Raw genomic sequence first — 16706 nt, 5'->3', positions numbered from 1 at the left:
GTTACGCCTCCCGCTTTTCGATCAGGCGCAGCAAGGTCGCGGTCGCCTGTCGCCAGTCCGCCGCCTGAGTGATGGCGCTCACGACGGCGATGCTGCCGACGCCTGTCGCCAGCACGGAAGGCACCCGTTCGATGCTGATGCCGCCGATAGCGACCGTGGGGAAGCGTCCCGCCAGTTCACTGATATGACGCGCCAGTTCGGCCAGTCCCTGCGGCGCCGACGGCATCGCTTTGGTCTGCGTCGGGAAAATATGCCCCAGCGCGATGTAGGAAGGCGCGATAGCGACGGCGCGCGCCAGCTCGTTATCATCATGGGTTGAGACACCCAGCCGCAGTCCGGCGCGCCGGATGGCGCTCAGATCGGCGTTATCCAGATCCTCCTGACCGAGATGGACGCCGTAGGCCTGGTGCTTGATGGCCAGTTGCCAGTCATCGTTGATAAACAGACGCGCCTGATAGCGGCGGGCGAGGGCGATCGCCTTGATCACCTCTGGCTCCATTTGAGATTCAGGCTGGTCTTTGATCCTCAGTTGCAGGGTCTTCACGCCCACACTGAGCAATCGCTCGATCCACTGCACGCTGTCGACGACAGGGTAGAGCCCCAGCCGTGATTCCTCGCTGGGAAACGAAAGCAGGGGGGCGCTCATCAGGCCTCCTCCTGCGGGACATACAGTTCGCCGCCGTGAGCGCGGAATTCGGCCGACATCTGCGCCATGCCGACCTCAATCGGCTGGGCGTCCACCTGTTGTCTCGCGGCGTAGTCCCGTACCTCCTGAGAAATTTTCATGGAGCAGAACTTCGGGCCGCACATGGAGCAGAAGTGGGCCACCTTGCCGGATTCCTGCGGCAGCGTTTCGTCGTGATAGGCCCGCGCCGTTTCCGGATCCAAGGCCAGATTGAATTGGTCCTCCCAGCGAAATTCGAAGCGGGCTTTCGACATCGCGTTGTCGCGGATCTGCGCTCCTGGATGGCCTTTCGCCAGATCTGCGGCGTGCGCGGCGATCTTGTAGGTAATCAGCCCCTGTTTGACATCCTCTTTGTTCGGCAGCCCAAGATGCTCTTTCGGCGTCACGTAACACAACATCGCGCAACCGAACCAGCCGATCATGGCGGCGCCGATGCCGGAGGTGAAGTGGTCATAGCCCGGCGCGATATCCGTGGTGAGCGGGCCGAGAGTATAAAAAGGCGCTTCGTGGCAGTGCTCCAGCTCTTCGGTCATATTGCGGCGGATCATCTGCATCGGCACATGACCGGGACCTTCAATCATCACCTGAACGTCGTACTCCCAGGCGATGTGGGTCAGTTCGCCCAGGGTATGCAGTTCGGCGAACTGCGCCTCGTCGTTGGCGTCCTGAATCGAGCCGGGGCGCAGGCCGTCGCCCAGCGAAAGCGCGATATCGTAAGCGCTGCATATTTCACATATCTCGCGGAAGTGCTCGTACAGGAAGCTCTCTTTGTGATGCGACAGACACCATTTCGCCATGATGGAGCCGCCGCGTGAGACGATGCCGGTCAGGCGTTTCGCGGTCATCGGCACATAGCGCAGCAGCACGCCGGCGTGGATGGTGAAGTAATCGACGCCCTGTTCGGCCTGCTCCAGCAGAGTGTCGCGGAACATCTCCCAGGTCAGGTTTTCCGCGACGCCGTTGACCTTCTCCAGCGCCTGATAAATCGGCACTGTCCCAATAGGCACCGGACTATTGCGCAAGATCCACTCGCGCGTTTCATGGATATAGCGGCCGGTAGAAAGGTCCATTACGGTATCGGCTCCCCAGCGGGTGGACCACACCAGCTTTTCGACCTCCTCCTCAATCGAGGAGGTGACCGCCGAATTGCCGATATTGGCGTTCACCTTCACCAGAAAATTGCGGCCGATAATCATGGGCTCGGATTCTGGATGGTTAATATTGGCGGGGATGATTGCGCGCCCGGCGGCCACTTCCTGACGAACAAACTCGGGCGTGATGACCTGCGGCAGATGGGCGCCGAAACTCTGGCCGGGATGCTGGCGACGCAGCGTTTGACTCGACACCCGCTCGCGGCCCATGTTTTCCCGTAGGGCGACGAACTCCATTTCCGGCGTGATGATCCCCCGGCGGGCGTAGTGCAACTGGGACACCCGTTGACCGGGTTGGGCACGGCGGGGCTGGGGAAGATGTTCGAAGCGCAGGTGGTCCAGACCGGCATCGGCCAGACGTTGTTGGGTAAATCCGGAACTGAGCTGGGCTAATTGTTCGGTGTCGCCGCGCTCTTCGATCCAGGAGGTTCTCATACGAGCCAGTCCGCGGCGAACATCGGGGACGGCTTCGGGATCGCCATAAGGTCCGGCGGTGTCGTAGACCGGTATGGGTTCATTCGGTTCGTAGCGAGGCGCTTCCCTGTTTCCCCCGAGCAGCGTAGGACTGAGTTGAATTTCGCGCAGAGGGACGCGAATATCCGGCCGTGAGCCGGTCAGATAAATGCGCCGTGATTGCGGAAAGGCGGTGCCCCGCACCTCGTCGATAAAACGTTGTGCGGAGGCGCGTTGCTCGCGGCGTCCTGACGATTTCTTTTCTGTAGACATAGCAAATTCCTGTTTGGCTAAAAGGAAACATTGCTTGTCTGGAGTTCGGATGGAGTAATGGAGACGTTTCTTTTTCCCCGGGGCTGACGATTTTGTCTGGGGAAAAGGATAAAAATTACTCTTGTTCCCTTCGCAGGTTTTAACCTGATCAGGTTCCGCGGATCCCGAATTAACGGTCTCAGCCCGCACACGTTACCGCAACGCTGGGCACTCCGACAAGATGACGCCCGGTGAGTTGGGCGAAGTCAATCGCCTACACTTTATGCTGGCAACACGTCGCTGTCAAAGGCGGGATCGGCGACGGGCGAGGTCAACGGGCAGGTCTTCGGCAGGACAGCCAGCGTCAGAACGATAGAAAATGCCTGTTGCTGACAGTGGCCTTATTTTTCGCAAAATATGCGATAAATCATCCTTCTTGCGGGCAATGTCACCGAAATACATGATTGCGGATTGAAAGCGGCGAGGAGAGAGAACGACGGAACGAGTTTCCATGGCGTGGTATTGTGCTAAAGCGTAGAGCGTCTGATTTATATGCATTAATGTTGTCTATATCTACACATCATAGCCATAGACTCGGTGACAGAGGGCGAAAGAAAAGATGGAAGTAACGTTAACAGGTGAAGAGCACGGCTGGTGGGTTGTCAGCGAGAACCATCAGATTTGGCTGCCTCAGGGGAGATTACCGCAAGGTTGTTCCACCCAATGGGGACTGAAAACGTGTCCCGCACGCCGAATCGGTGAATGGCAGGGCGAGCCTGTCTGGCTGGTGCGCCAGACGATGCCTGAAGAGATGGGATCGCTGCGCCAACTGCTGGACGTGGAGGGCGGGCTGTTTCAGTTGGCCGGCCGGGGAGTTCAGCTGGCCGAGTTTTATCGCGCCCACCGTTTCTGCGGCTACTGCGGTCATGAGATGCACCACAGCAAAACCGAGCTGGCCTGCCTGTGCGGCCACTGCCGGGAGCGCTACTATCCGCAGATTGCGCCCTGCGTCATCGTCGCGATCCGCCGCGGCAGCGAAATTTTACTGGCGCAGCATGTCCGCCACCGGGGCAATATGTACACCGCGCTGGCCGGGTTCGTCGAGCTGGGTGAAACGCTTGAACAGGCCGTAGCCCGAGAAGTCATGGAAGAGAGCAATATTCGCATTAAAAATCTCCAATATGTGAGTTCTCAGCCCTGGCCGTTCCCCCATTCTCTGATGATGGCCTATATTGCGGAGTATGCCGACGGCGAACTGCGTCACGATCCCTCCGAGCTCCGCGATGCCGCCTGGTTCCGTTACGACAAACTGCCAATCCTGCCGCCGCCGGGAACCGTGGCGCGCCGCCTGATAGAAGATACGGTGGTGATGTGCCGTGAAGCCGACGGCTAATCCGTCTGCGTCATGCGTGTAGCCTGAGGGGAATCAACCCGCTACACTGCCGCCTGAAATACCCAGACCACAGCGACCTGCGCGCCTGCCGTTCAGGCGCCAAAAGGAAAAGATCATGACCGACCTTAAAAACGATCGCTATTTACGCGCTCTGTTACGTCAGCCTGTTGATGTCACGCCTGTTTGGATGATGCGTCAGGCTGGTCGTTATCTGCCGGAATATAAAGCGACGCGCGCTCAGGCCGGAGATTTTATGTCGTTGTGCAAGAATGCCGAGCTGGCCTGCGAAGTAACGCTGCAGCCGCTGCGCCGCTATGCGCTGGACGCGGCCATTCTGTTCTCCGATATTCTGACGATCCCGGATGCGATGGGATTGGGACTTTATTTTGAAGCGGGCGAAGGTCCGCGTTTTCGTCATCCGCTCAGAAGCCATGCCGACGTCGCGGCGTTGCCGATCCCCGATCCGGAACAGGAACTGGGCTACGTGATGAACGCCGTACGAACCATCCGTCGCAATCTGGCGGGCGAAGTACCGCTGATCGGCTTCTCGGGCAGCCCGTGGACGTTGGCCACCTATATGGTCGAAGGTGGTAGCAGCAAGGCGTTTACCATTATCAAAAAAATGCTGTTCGCCGAACCCCGCACGCTGCATCTGTTGTTGGACAAACTGGCGGGCAGCGTCATCCTTTACCTGAACGCACAAATCAAAGCGGGCGCTCAGGCGGTCATGATTTTCGATACCTGGGGCGGCGCGCTCAGCGGTCGCGATTATCGCGAATTTTCGCTGCATTACATGCATAAGATCGTCGATGGCCTGCTGCGTGAGCATGAGGGCCGCCGTGTACCGGTGACGCTGTTCACCAAAGGCGGCGGGCAGTGGCTGGAGGCGATGGTGGAAACAGGCTGCGACGCGTTGGGTCTGGACTGGACAACGGATATCGCCGACGCCCGTCGTCGCGTGGGCGATAAGGTTGCTCTGCAGGGCAATATGGATCCGTCCATGCTTTATGCTCCCCCTGCGCGTATCGAACAGGAAGTCGCCGCCATTCTGGACGGTTTTGGTCCGGGCAACGGCCACGTGTTCAACCTTGGTCACGGCATCCATCAGGATGTGCCGCCGGAACACGCCGGGGCGTTCGTGGACGCGGTGCATCGCCTGTCCCGGCCTTATCACCAGGAGAAGGCATGATCGACACTCAGTCTCTACGGGCGGAACAGTTAATCAAGGCGGCTCAGGTCATCCGTCATGATGCGCTCCCGTTCAAACAGCCGGCGTTGATTGCCGGCGCGGACGTCGGGTTTGAGCAGGAGGGCACGGTGACCCGGGCGGCGATTGCCGTATTGGCGTATCCGTCGCTGGCGCTGGTGGAGTATCAGATAGCGCGTATCCCGACGACGATGCCTTATATTCCGGGACTGCTCTCTTTTCGCGAGGCTCCCGCGCTGATGGCCGCGTGGGGATCACTGCGTCACCCGCCGGATCTGCTGTTTGTGGACGGTCATGGTATTTCCCATCCTCGCCGCCTGGGCGTCGCCAGCCATTTTGGGCTGATGGTCGATGTGCCTACCATCGGCGTGGCCAAAAGCCGCCTATGTGGCCACTATGCTGCGCTGGATGCCGACATCGGCAGTCAGCAGCCGCTAGTGGACAAGGGCGAACAGATTGGCTGGGTATGGCGAAGTAAATTACGCTGCAATCCGCTGTTTGTTTCAACCGGGCACCGGGTCGGTTTGGAAACGGCGTTGTTGTGGGTAAAACGCTGCACGCGCGGCTACCGGTTGCCGGAGCCCACGCGCTGGGCCGACGCGGCGGCGTCAAACCGAATTGCATTTCAGCGCTGGCAACATCGGCAAACACTGTAGATAATCGCGCCAGCGTTTTTTTAGGAATTCAGGAATAGGGCCGCGGGGCGTTTTTGGCTACACTGCAGTCTGTCACGTTAGAGATAAAACATGTTACGTAATCCCATTCATTTGCGTCTGGAGAAACTGGAAAGCTGGCAGCACGTCACTTTCATGGCGAGCCTCTGTGAACGTATGTATCCCAACTATCATGAGTTCTGCCGCCAGACGGAATTTGGCGATGCGCAGGTATACCGCCGCATTCTCGATCTGATTTGGGAAACACTGGTGGTCAAAGATGCTAAGGTTAACTTTGATCTTCAGTTGGAAAAGCTTGAAGATGCGGTTCCATCCGCTGACGACTATGATCTTTACGGGGTCTATCCAGCGATCGATGCCTGTATCGCTTTGGGCGAGTTAGTTCACTCTCGCCTGAGCGGTGAAACGCTATCGCATGCTATCGCGATTAGTGAAACCTCCATTAGGACGGTAGCGATGCTGGAGATGACTCAGGCTGGCAGAGAAATGACGGATGAAGAACTCAATGTTATTCCTGCCATTGAAGAGGAATGGGATCTCCAGTGGGAGATCTTCCGCCTGTTGGCGGCCTGTGAAGAACGTGATATCGAGCTGATCAAAGGTCTTCGTGCGGATCTGCGCGAGGCGGGAAGCAGCAATATTGGGATAAATTTATATCAATAACCGGTAAAACGTGATTTAAGGTCTTAAATGGCCGCTCCAAGGGCTTCACACCGCACCCTGTCTGGTCTACATTTGGGGGGCGTAAAAAAAGTGGCTGTCGGTGCGTGTATGCAGGAGAGTGCTTTAATGGCATTTCCGTCGCACTCGATGCTTAGCAAGCGATAAACACACTGTAAGGATAACTTATGAATAAGACTCAACTGATTGATGTAATTGCTGACAAGGCTGACCTTTCCAAGACCCAGGCTAAAGCTGCATTGGAAGCTACTCTGGCGGCAATTACTGAGTCTCTGAAAGAAGGTGATGCAGTACAATTAGTTGGTTTTGGTACTTTCAAAGTCAATCATCGTAATGAGCGCACTGGCCGCAACCCGCAGACGGGTAAAGAAATCAAAATCGCAGCTGCCAACGTGCCTGCATTTGTTTCCGGTAAAGCACTGAAAGACGCTGTAAAATAAGCGCATGCTAAGAAAAAGTTTGAACAGAGGGGCGATTTCGCCCCTTTTGCTTTTTCTTAAGCGCACTGCGGTTGGGAGCGTAGCCGCCCTGGTGGTTTCCTGCAGCTCCCACTCGCCGCCCTCCGCATTGTATGCCGGGGGATATCTCTCTGACCGCGGCGTAGTGCGCGTGTGGCGCAAAGACGACCCGGCTCAGCAGCAAACGGCACTGGTGACGGTCTTCAGCCCGTTTAATGGCCACAGCACCCACATCACTCGATACCACTTCCAGCAAAACGCCGTGCGTGAAATCACGCAAAGCAGGAGCGCGCCTGACAAAGAGGACGTGCATCTGCGTTTTGACGCCAAAGGCGCCGTCAGCTACATGCAGCGTCAGCTACCCGACCGCCGCGAGCCCTTATCTGATGATGATATCGCGCTGTATCAGTTTGATGCGGGAAGGCTTCTGGAAATGAGCGACGTCATGCGCACGGGGAACGTTCAATTGAAGCAGGGACAGTGGCAGGACGGGGGGGTGGTGACTTGCGACGGTCAACGCCTTCGTCCGAGTCTGGACCGCAGCGCCTCGCAACGTATAGCGCAGCGTCAGCAGCGATCTTCCATTCCGCTAAGCATCGCCTGGCTGGAGTCTCCTGAAGGGACGCAGCTTCTGCTGGTCGCCAATGAAGATTTTTGTCGTTGGGAGCCCACGGAGGATTCACTGTAGAGCGACTCAACGCGGTGCGAGTTAAAGTGAGCCCCCGCAAGAAGGCTCACTCATTATGCTAAGACATCAGGAGTGCGGCTGTTCCCGGTCGATAGCGCGGTAACCAATGTCGGTACGGCAGAAAGCCCCTTCCCAACGAATCCCTTTCGCCAGCGCATAGGCATTACGCTGAGCGTCTTTCACGCTTGCGCCCAGTGCCGTTACGCACAGGACTCGTCCACCGTCGGTCACCACGTCATTGCCCTTCAGGGCGGTGCCGGCATGGAAGACTTTGCCATCTGCCGTTTCGGACGTTCTCAGGCCGGAAATGGTATCGCCTTTGCGATAGTCAGCCGGATAACCGCCGGCGGCGAGAACCACACCCAGAGAAGGACGTTCATCCCATTCGGAACGCTGTTCATCCAGCTTGCCATCACAGGCCGCTAGGCAAAGCGCGACCAAATCGGAGCGCATACGCAGCATAATCGGCTGCGTTTCCGGATCGCCGAAGCGGCAGTTGAATTCGATGACCTTGGGTTGACCGTCGGCGGAGATCATCAGTCCCGCATAAAGAAAGCCGGTGTAGACGTTCCCTTCCGCCGCCATGCCGCGCACGGTTGGCCAAATAATCTGGTCCATCACGCGCTGGTGAATCTCGTCGGTCACCACTGGGGCCGGAGAATAAGCGCCCATGCCGCCGGTATTGGGGCCGGAGTCGCCGTCACCCACGCGCTTATGATCCTGGCTGGTGGCCATCGGCAGCACGTGCTTGCCGTCGACCATGACGATAAAGCTGGCTTCTTCGCCATCCAAAAACTCTTCGACGACGACGCGGTGACCGGCATCACCAAATGCGTTGCCTGCCAACATATCCGTCACGGCATTTTCGGCTTCTTCCAACGTCATGGCGACGATGACGCCTTTTCCTGCGGCCAGCCCATCGGCCTTAATGACGATAGGAGCGCCTTTCTCGCGGATATAGGCGATAGCCGGTTCGATGTCGGTAAAGTTCTGGTATTCCGCTGTGGGAATATGATGACGCGCCAGGAAGTCTTTAGTGAACGCTTTAGAGCCTTCAAGCTGCGCTGCGGCCTGAGTTGGGCCGAAGATGGGGAGTTGCGCTGCACGGAAAGCATCGACGATGCCGATGACCAACGGTGCTTCCGGCCCGACGATAGTCAGACCAATGTCGTTTTTCTTCGCAAAGTCGAGCAGCGCCGGAATATCTGTTGCGGCGATGTCGACATTCTCCAGCGGCGGTTCCAACGCGGTGCCCGCATTGCCGGGCGCGACGAACACTTTATCCGCCAGGGGAGATTGCGCTGCTTTCCAGGCCAGCGCATGTTCGCGCCCGCCGTTGCCGATAATTAAAATATTCATGGTGAGTCTCGCTCCGGATTAATGGCGGAAATGACGCATGTCGGTAAATAGCATAGCAATGCTGTGTTCATTGGCGGCGGCGATCACTTCGTCGTCGCGAATGGAGCCGCCCGGCTGAATGACACAGGTAATGCCTACGGCAGCAGCGGCATCAATGCCGTCACGGAACGGGAAGAAGGCATCGGACGCCATGACGGAGCCTTCGACCACCAATCCTTCATCCTCGGCTTTGATGCCGGCGATCTTGGCGGAATAAACGCGGCTCATCTGTCCTGCGCCGATACCGATGGTCATATTGTCGCGGGCATAGACGATGGCGTTGGATTTGACGAATTTCGCCACCTTCCAGCAGAACAGCGCATCGCGTAGCTCCGCTTCGGTGGGCTGACGTTCCGTGACCACCCGCAGCTGTGAAGCTTCGACCATACCGAGGTCGCGATCCTGTACCAGCAAACCGCCGTTGACGCGCTTGAAGTCAAGGCTGGGAATATGTTGCTGCCATTGTCCGCAGGTGAGCACCCGGACGTTCTGTTTGGCGGCGGTAACCCGCAGCGCAGAGTCGCTGACCGACGGTGCGATAATCACTTCGACGAACTGACGGCTAACGATGGCCTGCGCCGTGGCTTCGTCTAACTCGCGGTTAAATGCGATGATGCCGCCGAAGGCTGATGTCGGGTCGGTTTTGTAGGCGCGTTCATAGGCGTCGAGAATCGAGTCGCCGATAGCCACGCCGCAGGGATTAGCATGTTTCAAAATGACGCAGGCAGGTTCGGCGAACTCTTTCACGCACTCCAGCGCTGCGTCGGTATCGGCGATGTTGTTGTATGACAGCGCTTTGCCTTGCAATTGGGTTGCGGTAGCGACTGAAGCTTCCCTCACCTCTTCTTCTATATAGAAAGCGGCCTGCTGGTGGCCGTTCTCGCCATAGCGCATATCCTGCTTTTTAATAAAGTTTAGGTTAAGCGTGCGGGGGAAGTGGCCAGCGGGGCGAGAAGTGTCCCCGTGGTAGGCAGGAACCTGGGTGCCGAAGTAGTTGGCGATCATGCTGTCGTACGCGGCCGTATGTTCAAACGCTTTGATGGCGAGATCGAAACGGGTTTCGTAGGTCAGCGAGCCTTCGTGCGAATCCAGCTCGTTAATAATAGAGGCATAGTCGCTGCTTTTTACCACAATGGCGACATCGTTATGGTTCTTAGCGGCGGAGCGCACCATGGTGGGTCCGCCGATATCGATGTTTTCAACGGCGTCGGCCAGCGTGCAGTTCTCTTTTGCGACCGTTTGGGCGAACGGGTAAAGGTTAACAACAACCATATCAATAGGCTGGATATTGTGTTGCGCCATGACGGCGTCGTCTTGACCCCGGCGGCCAAGAATCCCACCGTGAACTTTGGGGTGAAGCGTTTTGACTCGTCCGTCCATCATCTCCGGAAATTCAGTGTAATCCGACACTTCCGTCACGGGCAGTCCGGCGTCGGCCAGCAGCCGCGCGGTGCCGCCCGTAGAGAGTAGCTCCACGCCGCGTTCGGACAGCGCTTGAGCGAATTCAACAATACCGGATTTGTCAGACACGCTGAGCAAAGCACGGCGGAGAGGACGATGTTGTTGCATGGTGATGTGATCCCTTGGCTAGGTTCGTATTCAGAGAGCGTTGTGTGAATATGGCTGATTAAAAGCTTAAGTCAGGGCCTTGAGATGAATATTCAGCTAATGCCCCCGCAACCGGGGTCCGGTTTTCAAGGGGGAAATTGTAGCGAAAACGTTTGCGTGATGCTTGTCAAATTTCAGGGTTTGACATATCTGTGGATAATTCTGTGCAAAAAAGGGTATAAGTCGACCTTTTGCTGTGGAATGCAGCAAACGATAAAATTTGTGATAAATATCGGTTGCAGGCTGAAAGGAAATCCCTATAATGCGCTCCCACTGACACGGCGAAGCGGACAACGCGGCGCGGTGACAGTCGGAGAAAGACGAAGAAAGTCGTTGACTCTGAACGAGGTAAGCGTAATATACGCGGCCTCACGTTAGCCGCTTAGGCGGAAACGAAACGCTCTTTAACAATATAATCAGACAATCTGTGTGGGCACTCACAAGACACTATCGCAAAAGATACGAAAAAGTCTTGAAGAGTGAACAACAGTTAATTCATTACGAATCAACAGTAAAATTCTTTGAGCATCGCTATTAAGTTAGCAAATCAAGCTTTTAATTGAAGAGTTTGATCATGGCTCAGATTGAACGCTGGCGGCAGGCCTAACACATGCAAGTCGAGCGGCAGCGGAAGGGAGCTTGCTCCCTTGCCGGCGAGCGGCGGACGGGTGAGTAATGTCTGGGGATCTGCCCGATGGAGGGGGATAACTACTGGAAACGGTAGCTAATACCGCATAACGTCGCAAGACCAAAGTGGGGGACCTCAGGGCCTCACACCATCGGATGAACCCAGATGGGATTAGCTAGTAGGCGGGGTAAGAGCCCACCTAGGCGACGATCTCTAGCTGGTCTGAGAGGATGACCAGCCACACTGGAACTGAGACACGGTCCAGACTCCTACGGGAGGCAGCAGTGGGGAATATTGCACAATGGGGGAAACCCTGATGCAGCCATGCCGCGTGTATGAAGAAGGCCTTCGGGTTGTAAAGTACTTTCAGCGGGGAGGAAGGCAGTGAACTTAATACGTTCGCTGATTGACGTTACCCGCAGAAGAAGCACCGGCTAACTCCGTGCCAGCAGCCGCGGTAATACGGAGGGTGCAAGCGTTAATCGGAATGACTGGGCGTAAAGCGCACGCAGGCGGTTTGTTAAGTCAGATGTGAAATCCCCGAGCTTAACTTGGGAACTGCATTTGAAACTGGCAGGCTAGAGTCTTGTAGAGGGGGGTAGAATTCCAGGTGTAGCGGTGAAATGCGTAGAGATCTGGAGGAATACCGGTGGCGAAGGCGGCCCCCTGGACAAAGACTGACGCTCAGGTGCGAAAGCGTGGGGAGCAAACAGGATTAGATACCCTGGTAGTCCACGCTGTAAACGATGTCGACTTGGAGGTTGCGGTCTTGAACTGTGGCTTCCGGAGCTAACGCGTTAAGTCGACCGCCTGGGGAGTACGGCCGCAAGGTTAAAACTCAAATGAATTGACGGGGGCCCGCACAAGCGGTGGAGCATGTGGTTTAATTCGATGCAACGCGAAGAACCTTACCTACTCTTGACATCCAGAGAACTTGGCAGAGATGCCTTGGTGCCTTCGGGAGCTCTGAGACAGGTGCTGCATGGCTGTCGTCAGCTCGTGTTGTGAAATGTTGGGTTAAGTCCCGCAACGAGCGCAACCCTTATCCTTTGTTGCCAGCACGTAATGGTGGGAACTCAAAGGAGACTGCCGGTGATAAACCGGAGGAAGGTGGGGATGACGTCAAGTCATCATGGCCCTTACGAGTAGGGCTACACACGTGCTACAATGGCGCATACAAAGAGAAGCGAACTTGCGAGAGTAAGCGGACCTCATAAAGTGCGTCGTAGTCCGGATTGGAGTCTGCAACTCGACTCCATGAAGTCGGAATCGCTAGTAATCGTAGATCAGAATGCTACGGTGAATACGTTCCCGGGCCTTGTACACACCGCCCGTCACACCATGGGAGTGGGTTGCAAAAGAAGTAGGTAGCTTAACCTTCGGGAGGGCGCTTACCACTTTGTGATTCATGACTGGGGTGAAGTCGTAACAAGGTAACCGTAGGGGAACCTGCGGTTGGATCACCTCCTTACCGAAGTGAAGTGCTAGTGAAGTGCTCACACAGATTGTCTGATGAAGAAGCAAGAGCAAAAGCGCACCTGTTGATGATGAGTCTCTGACTCATGCTGATGCGGAACGATTGAGCCTGAGGGTTGAGTCGGATTTCGTGTCCCCATCGTCTAGAGGCCTAGGACACCGCCCTTTCACGGCGGTAACAGGGGTTCGAATCCCCTTGGGGACGCCATACCGATAATGAGTGAAAGGCATTATCACCTGAATATCTTAAAGATGACTTTAACGAGTCGTGTTTAAGATATTGCTCTTTAACAATCTGGAACAAGCTGAAATTTGAAACGATGCGGCTGAACATCTCTCTGCGTGCAGTATTGAGCGGTGATTTGGTTGCGTCAGAGTCTCTCAAATAATCGCAGCGTGAAGGGTGTCTTACGAGACACCTTCGGGTTGTGAGGTTAAGTGACTAAGCGTACACGGTGGATGCCTAGGCAGTCAGAGGCGATGAAGGGCGTGCTAATCTGCGAAAAGCGTCGGCAAGGTGATATGAACCGTTATACCCGACGATACCCGAATGGGGAAACCCAGTGCAATCCGTTGCACTATCATGTCATGAATACATAGTGGCATGAGGCGAACCGGGGGAACTGAAACATCTCAGTACCCCGAGGAAAAGAAATCAACCGAGATTCCCCCAGTAGCGGCGAGCGAACGGGGAGGAGCCCAGAACCTGAATCAGTTTGAGTCTTAGTGGAAGCGTCTGGAAAGTCGCACGACAGAGGGTGATAGTCCCGTACACGAAGAGGCATGAGCTGTGAGTTCGACGAGTAGGGCGGGACACGTGTTATCCTGTCTGAATATGGGGGGACCATCCTCCAAGGCTAAATACTCCTGACTGACCGATAGTGAACCAGTACCGTGAGGGAAAGGCGAAAAGAACCCCGGCGAGGGGAGTGAAATAGAACCTGAAACCGTGTACGTACAAGCAGTGGGAGCATCCTTCGGGGTGTGACTGCGTACCTTTTGTATAATGGGTCAGCGACTTATATTCTGTAGCAAGGTTAACCGCATAGGGGAGCCGCAGGGAAACCGAGTCTTAACTGGGCGTTAAGTTGCAGGGTATAGACCCGAAACCCGGTGATCTAGCCATGGGCAGGTTGAAGGTTGGGTAACACTAACTGGAGGACCGAACCGACTAATGTTGAAAAATTAGCGGATGACTTGTGGCTGGGGGTGAAAGGCCAATCAAACCGGGAGATAGCTGGTTCTCCCCGAAAGCTATTTAGGTAGCGCCTCGTGAAGTCATCTTCGGGGGTAGAGCACTGTTTCGACTAGGGGGCCATCCCGGCTTACCAACTCGATGCAAACTGCGAATACCGAAGAATGTTATCACGGGAGACACACGGCGGGTGCTAACGTCCGTCGTGAAGAGGGAAACAACCCAGACCGCCAGCTAAGGTCCCAAAGTCATGGTTAAGTGGGAAACGATGTGGGAAGGCCCAGACAGCCAGGATGTTGGCTTAGAAGCAGCCATCATTTAAAGAAAGCGTAATAGCTCACTGGTCGAGTCGGCCTGCGCGGAAGATGTAACGGGGCTAAACCATGCACCGAAGCTGCGGCAGCGACGCTTAGGCGTTGTTGGGTAGGGGAGCGTTCTGTAAGCCTGCGAAGGTGGCCTGTGAGGGCTGCTGGAGGTATCAGAAGTGCGAATGCTGACATAAGTAACGATAATGCGGGTGAAAAACCCGCACGCCGGAAGACCAAGGGTTCCTGTCCAACGTTAATCGGGGCAGGGTGAGTCGACCCCTAAGGCGAGGCCGAAAGGCGTAGTCGATGGGAAACAGGTTAATATTCCTGTACTTGGTGTTACTGCGAAGGGGGGACGGAGAAGGCTGGGTTATCCGGGCGACGGTTGTCCCGGTTTAAGCGTGTAGGTGGGTGTTTTTGGTAAATCCGGAACACCGTTAACACTGAGGCGTGACGACGAGTCACTACGGTGATGAAGTAACCGATGCCAAGCTTCCAGGAAAAGCCTCTAAGCTCCAGGTAACACGAAATCGTACCCCAAACCGACACAGGTGGTCAGGTAGAGAATACCCAGGCGCTTGAGAGAACTCGGGTGAAGGAACTAGGCAAAATGGTGCCGTAACTTCGGGAGAAGGCACGCTGGCGTTGGTGAAGGGACTGGCTCCCGGAGCTGATACCAGTCGCAGATACCAGCTGGCTGCAACTGTTTAATAAAAACACAGCACTGTGCAAACACGAAAGTGGACGTATACGGTGTGACGCCTGCCCGGTGCCGGAAGGTTAATTGATGGGGTCAGCCGCAAGGCGAAGCTCTTGATCGAAGCCCCGGTAAACGGCGGCCGTAACTATAACGGTCCTAAGGTAGCGAAATTCCTTGTCGGGTAAGTTCCGACCTGCACGAATGGCGTAATGATGGCCAGGCTGTCTCCACCCGAGACTCAGTGAAATTGAACTCGCTGTGAAGATGCAGTGTACCCGCGGCAAGACGGAAAGACCCCGTGAACCTTTACTATAGCTTGACACTGAACCTTGAGCCTTGATGTGTAGGATAGGTGGGAGGCTTTGAAGTGTGGACGCCAGTCTGCATGGAGCCGACCTTGAAATACCACCCTTTAATGTTTGATGTTCTAACGTGGGCCCCTGAACGGGGTTGCGGACAGTGTCTGGTGGGTAGTTTGACTGGGGCGGTCTCCTCCCAAAGAGTAACGGAGGAGCACGAAGGTTAGCTAATCCTGGTCGGACATCAGGAGGTTAGTGCAAAGGCATAAGCTAGCTTGACTGCGAGAGTGACGGCTCGAGCAGGTGCGAAAGCAGGTCTTAGTGATCCGGTGGTTCTGAATGGAAGGGCCATCGCTCAACGGATAAAAGGTACTCCGGGGATAACAGGCTGATACCGCCCAAGAGTTCATATCGACGGCGGTGTTTGGCACCTCGATGTCGGCTCATCACATCCTGGGGCTGAAGTAGGTCCCAAGGGTACGGCTGTTCGCCGTTTAAAGTGGTACGCGAGCTGGGTTTAGAACGTCGTGAGACAGTTCGGTCCCTATCTGCCGTGGGCGTTGGAAGATTGAGGGGGGTTGCTCCTAGTACGAGAGGACCGGAGTGAACGCACCACTGGTGTTCGGGTTGTGATGCCAATTGCATTGCCCGGTAGCTAAGTGCGGAAGAGATAACCGCTGAAAGCATCTAAGCGGGAAACTTGCCCCGAGATGAGTCTTCCCTGGGACTTCGAGTCCCCTGAAGGGCCGTTGAAGACGACGACGTAGATAGGCTGGGTGTGTAAGCGTAGCGATACGTTGAGCTAACCAGTACTAATGACCCGAGAGGCTTAACCTTACAACACCGAAGGTGTTTTAGAGAGACGAGAAGAAGTTCAGCTTGTTTGCAGATTGGTTCTGGTGGTTGCACGGAGAGCGTGTGTAACGATTGGAATGAAACAGAATTTGCCTGGCGGCGATAGCGCGGTGGTCCCACCTGACCCCATGCCGAACTCAGCAGTGAAACGCCGTAGCGCCGATGGTAGTGTGGGGTCTCCCCATGCGAGAGTAGGGAACTGCCAGGCATTAATTAAAGTAGAGACCCTCAGCGAGAGCTGGGGGTTTTTGCGTTGGGGCGGTGAAAACGGCCACCGTGTAACTTATCCAAGCCCCGCCCTCGCGTTCTCCTGAGTTTGCCCCTGTATTCATCCTGCCGGTATCATCCACACCGGAACAACCTAACCACGCTGCCCCTTACCTGAATGCTACGCCTCCAATGGACCTCTGTATGAGCCTTGACTGAATCGTCCCCACAGCGGTGTAGTATCAACAGGGTTGAGCTAAAATTTTTAGCCGCATCAATATTGAAGCCCCTGGTGCTCACTAGGGTGAATAAATATGCCTTGGCTCACCGTGTATATGCCAAAAAATCGGATCACATCGCGCGTGAGGGCAGGGGATAAGTGTGGTCGAT

Annotated in this window: 10 protein-coding genes, 1 tRNA gene, 3 rRNA genes and 1 riboswitch; of the genes, 10 read left to right on the top strand and 4 right to left on the bottom strand. The window is 55.7% G+C overall.

Features of this window, described 5'->3' with window-relative positions; genetic code table 11:
- Position 1 precedes the first annotated feature (1 nt).
- Both thiE and thiC read right to left on the bottom strand, forming a co-directional pair.
- Positions 2–646 (bottom strand): thiamine phosphate synthase, encoded by a 645-nt coding sequence (gene thiE, locus I6N93_RS15950; protein ID WP_085689859.1) that lies wholly within the window; start codon positions 644–646, stop codon positions 2–4.
- A complete protein-coding gene (gene thiC, locus I6N93_RS15945; protein WP_085689857.1) occupies positions 646–2562 on the bottom strand; it encodes a phosphomethylpyrimidine synthase ThiC in 1917 nt (638 codons plus the stop codon). Before thiC ends, thiE begins: the two co-directional genes overlap by 1 nt.
- Before the next feature lie 108 nt (positions 2563–2670).
- A riboswitch (TPP riboswitch) is annotated at positions 2671–2787 on the bottom strand.
- A 373-nt stretch (positions 2788–3160) separates the two neighbouring features.
- Between thiC and nudC the strand changes: the two genes are divergently transcribed.
- From nudC to I6N93_RS15915, 6 genes are all read left to right on the top strand, one after another.
- On the top strand, positions 3161–3934 hold the full coding sequence (gene nudC / locus I6N93_RS15940; RefSeq protein ID WP_085689855.1) for an NAD(+) diphosphatase: 774 nt from the start codon (positions 3161–3163) through the stop codon (positions 3932–3934).
- Positions 3935–4049: 115 nt separating this feature from the next.
- On the top strand, positions 4050–5123 hold the full coding sequence (gene hemE / locus I6N93_RS15935; RefSeq protein WP_085689853.1) for a uroporphyrinogen decarboxylase: 1074 nt from the start codon (positions 4050–4052) through the stop codon (positions 5121–5123).
- Positions 5120–5797 carry a deoxyribonuclease V gene (gene nfi / locus I6N93_RS15930; RefSeq protein WP_085689852.1) on the top strand — a complete coding sequence of 226 codons (678 nt, stop codon included), beginning with the start codon at positions 5120–5122 and terminating at the stop codon, positions 5795–5797. The genes hemE and nfi overlap by 4 nt, the downstream gene beginning before the upstream one ends.
- Before the next feature lie 90 nt (positions 5798–5887).
- Positions 5888–6478 carry a YjaG family protein gene (locus tag I6N93_RS15925; RefSeq protein WP_085689850.1) on the top strand — a complete coding sequence of 197 codons (591 nt, stop codon included), beginning with the start codon at positions 5888–5890 and terminating at the stop codon, positions 6476–6478.
- A gap of 185 nt (positions 6479–6663) precedes the next feature.
- Entirely contained in the window at positions 6664–6936 is a 273-nt protein-coding gene (gene hupA / locus I6N93_RS15920; RefSeq protein WP_012882985.1) for a nucleoid-associated protein HU-alpha, read from the top strand.
- Positions 6937–7027: 91 nt separating this feature from the next.
- Positions 7028–7642, top strand: a complete 615-nt coding sequence (locus tag I6N93_RS15915) for a DUF1481 domain-containing protein (protein WP_309251036.1) — start codon at positions 7028–7030, stop codon at positions 7640–7642.
- Between the two features lie 66 nt (positions 7643–7708).
- Here I6N93_RS15915 and purD read toward each other — a convergent pair whose 3' ends face one another.
- Positions 7709–9001 carry a phosphoribosylamine--glycine ligase gene (purD, locus tag I6N93_RS15910; RefSeq protein ID WP_085689846.1) on the bottom strand — a complete coding sequence of 431 codons (1293 nt, stop codon included), beginning with the start codon at positions 8999–9001 and terminating at the stop codon, positions 7709–7711.
- An 18-nt stretch (positions 9002–9019) separates the two neighbouring features.
- A complete protein-coding gene (gene purH, locus I6N93_RS15905) occupies positions 9020–10609 on the bottom strand; it encodes a bifunctional phosphoribosylaminoimidazolecarboxamide formyltransferase/IMP cyclohydrolase (RefSeq protein WP_085689844.1) in 1590 nt (529 codons plus the stop codon).
- Between the two features lie 595 nt (positions 10610–11204).
- Here purH and I6N93_RS15900 point away from each other — a divergent pair.
- From I6N93_RS15900 to rrf, 4 genes are all read left to right on the top strand, one after another.
- Positions 11205–12747 (top strand): 16S ribosomal RNA (locus I6N93_RS15900).
- Between the two features lie 137 nt (positions 12748–12884).
- Positions 12885–12960, top strand: a tRNA-Glu gene (locus I6N93_RS15895).
- Positions 12961–13184: 224 nt separating this feature from the next.
- Positions 13185–16091 (top strand): 23S ribosomal RNA (locus tag I6N93_RS15890).
- 110 nt (positions 16092–16201) lie between these two features.
- Positions 16202–16317 (top strand): 5S ribosomal RNA (gene rrf / locus I6N93_RS15885).
- Together the 16S, 23S and 5S rRNA genes with 1 tRNA gene alongside form the textbook arrangement of a ribosomal RNA operon.
- Positions 16318–16706 lie beyond the last annotated feature (389 nt).

The organism is Lonsdalea populi (genome assembly GCF_015999465.1).
In the GTDB taxonomy this organism is placed as follows: Bacteria; Pseudomonadota; Gammaproteobacteria; order Enterobacterales; family Enterobacteriaceae; genus Lonsdalea; species Lonsdalea populi.
The sequence above is the reverse complement of the archived record's forward strand: the minus strand, read 5'-3'. Positions and strand labels throughout refer to the sequence as shown.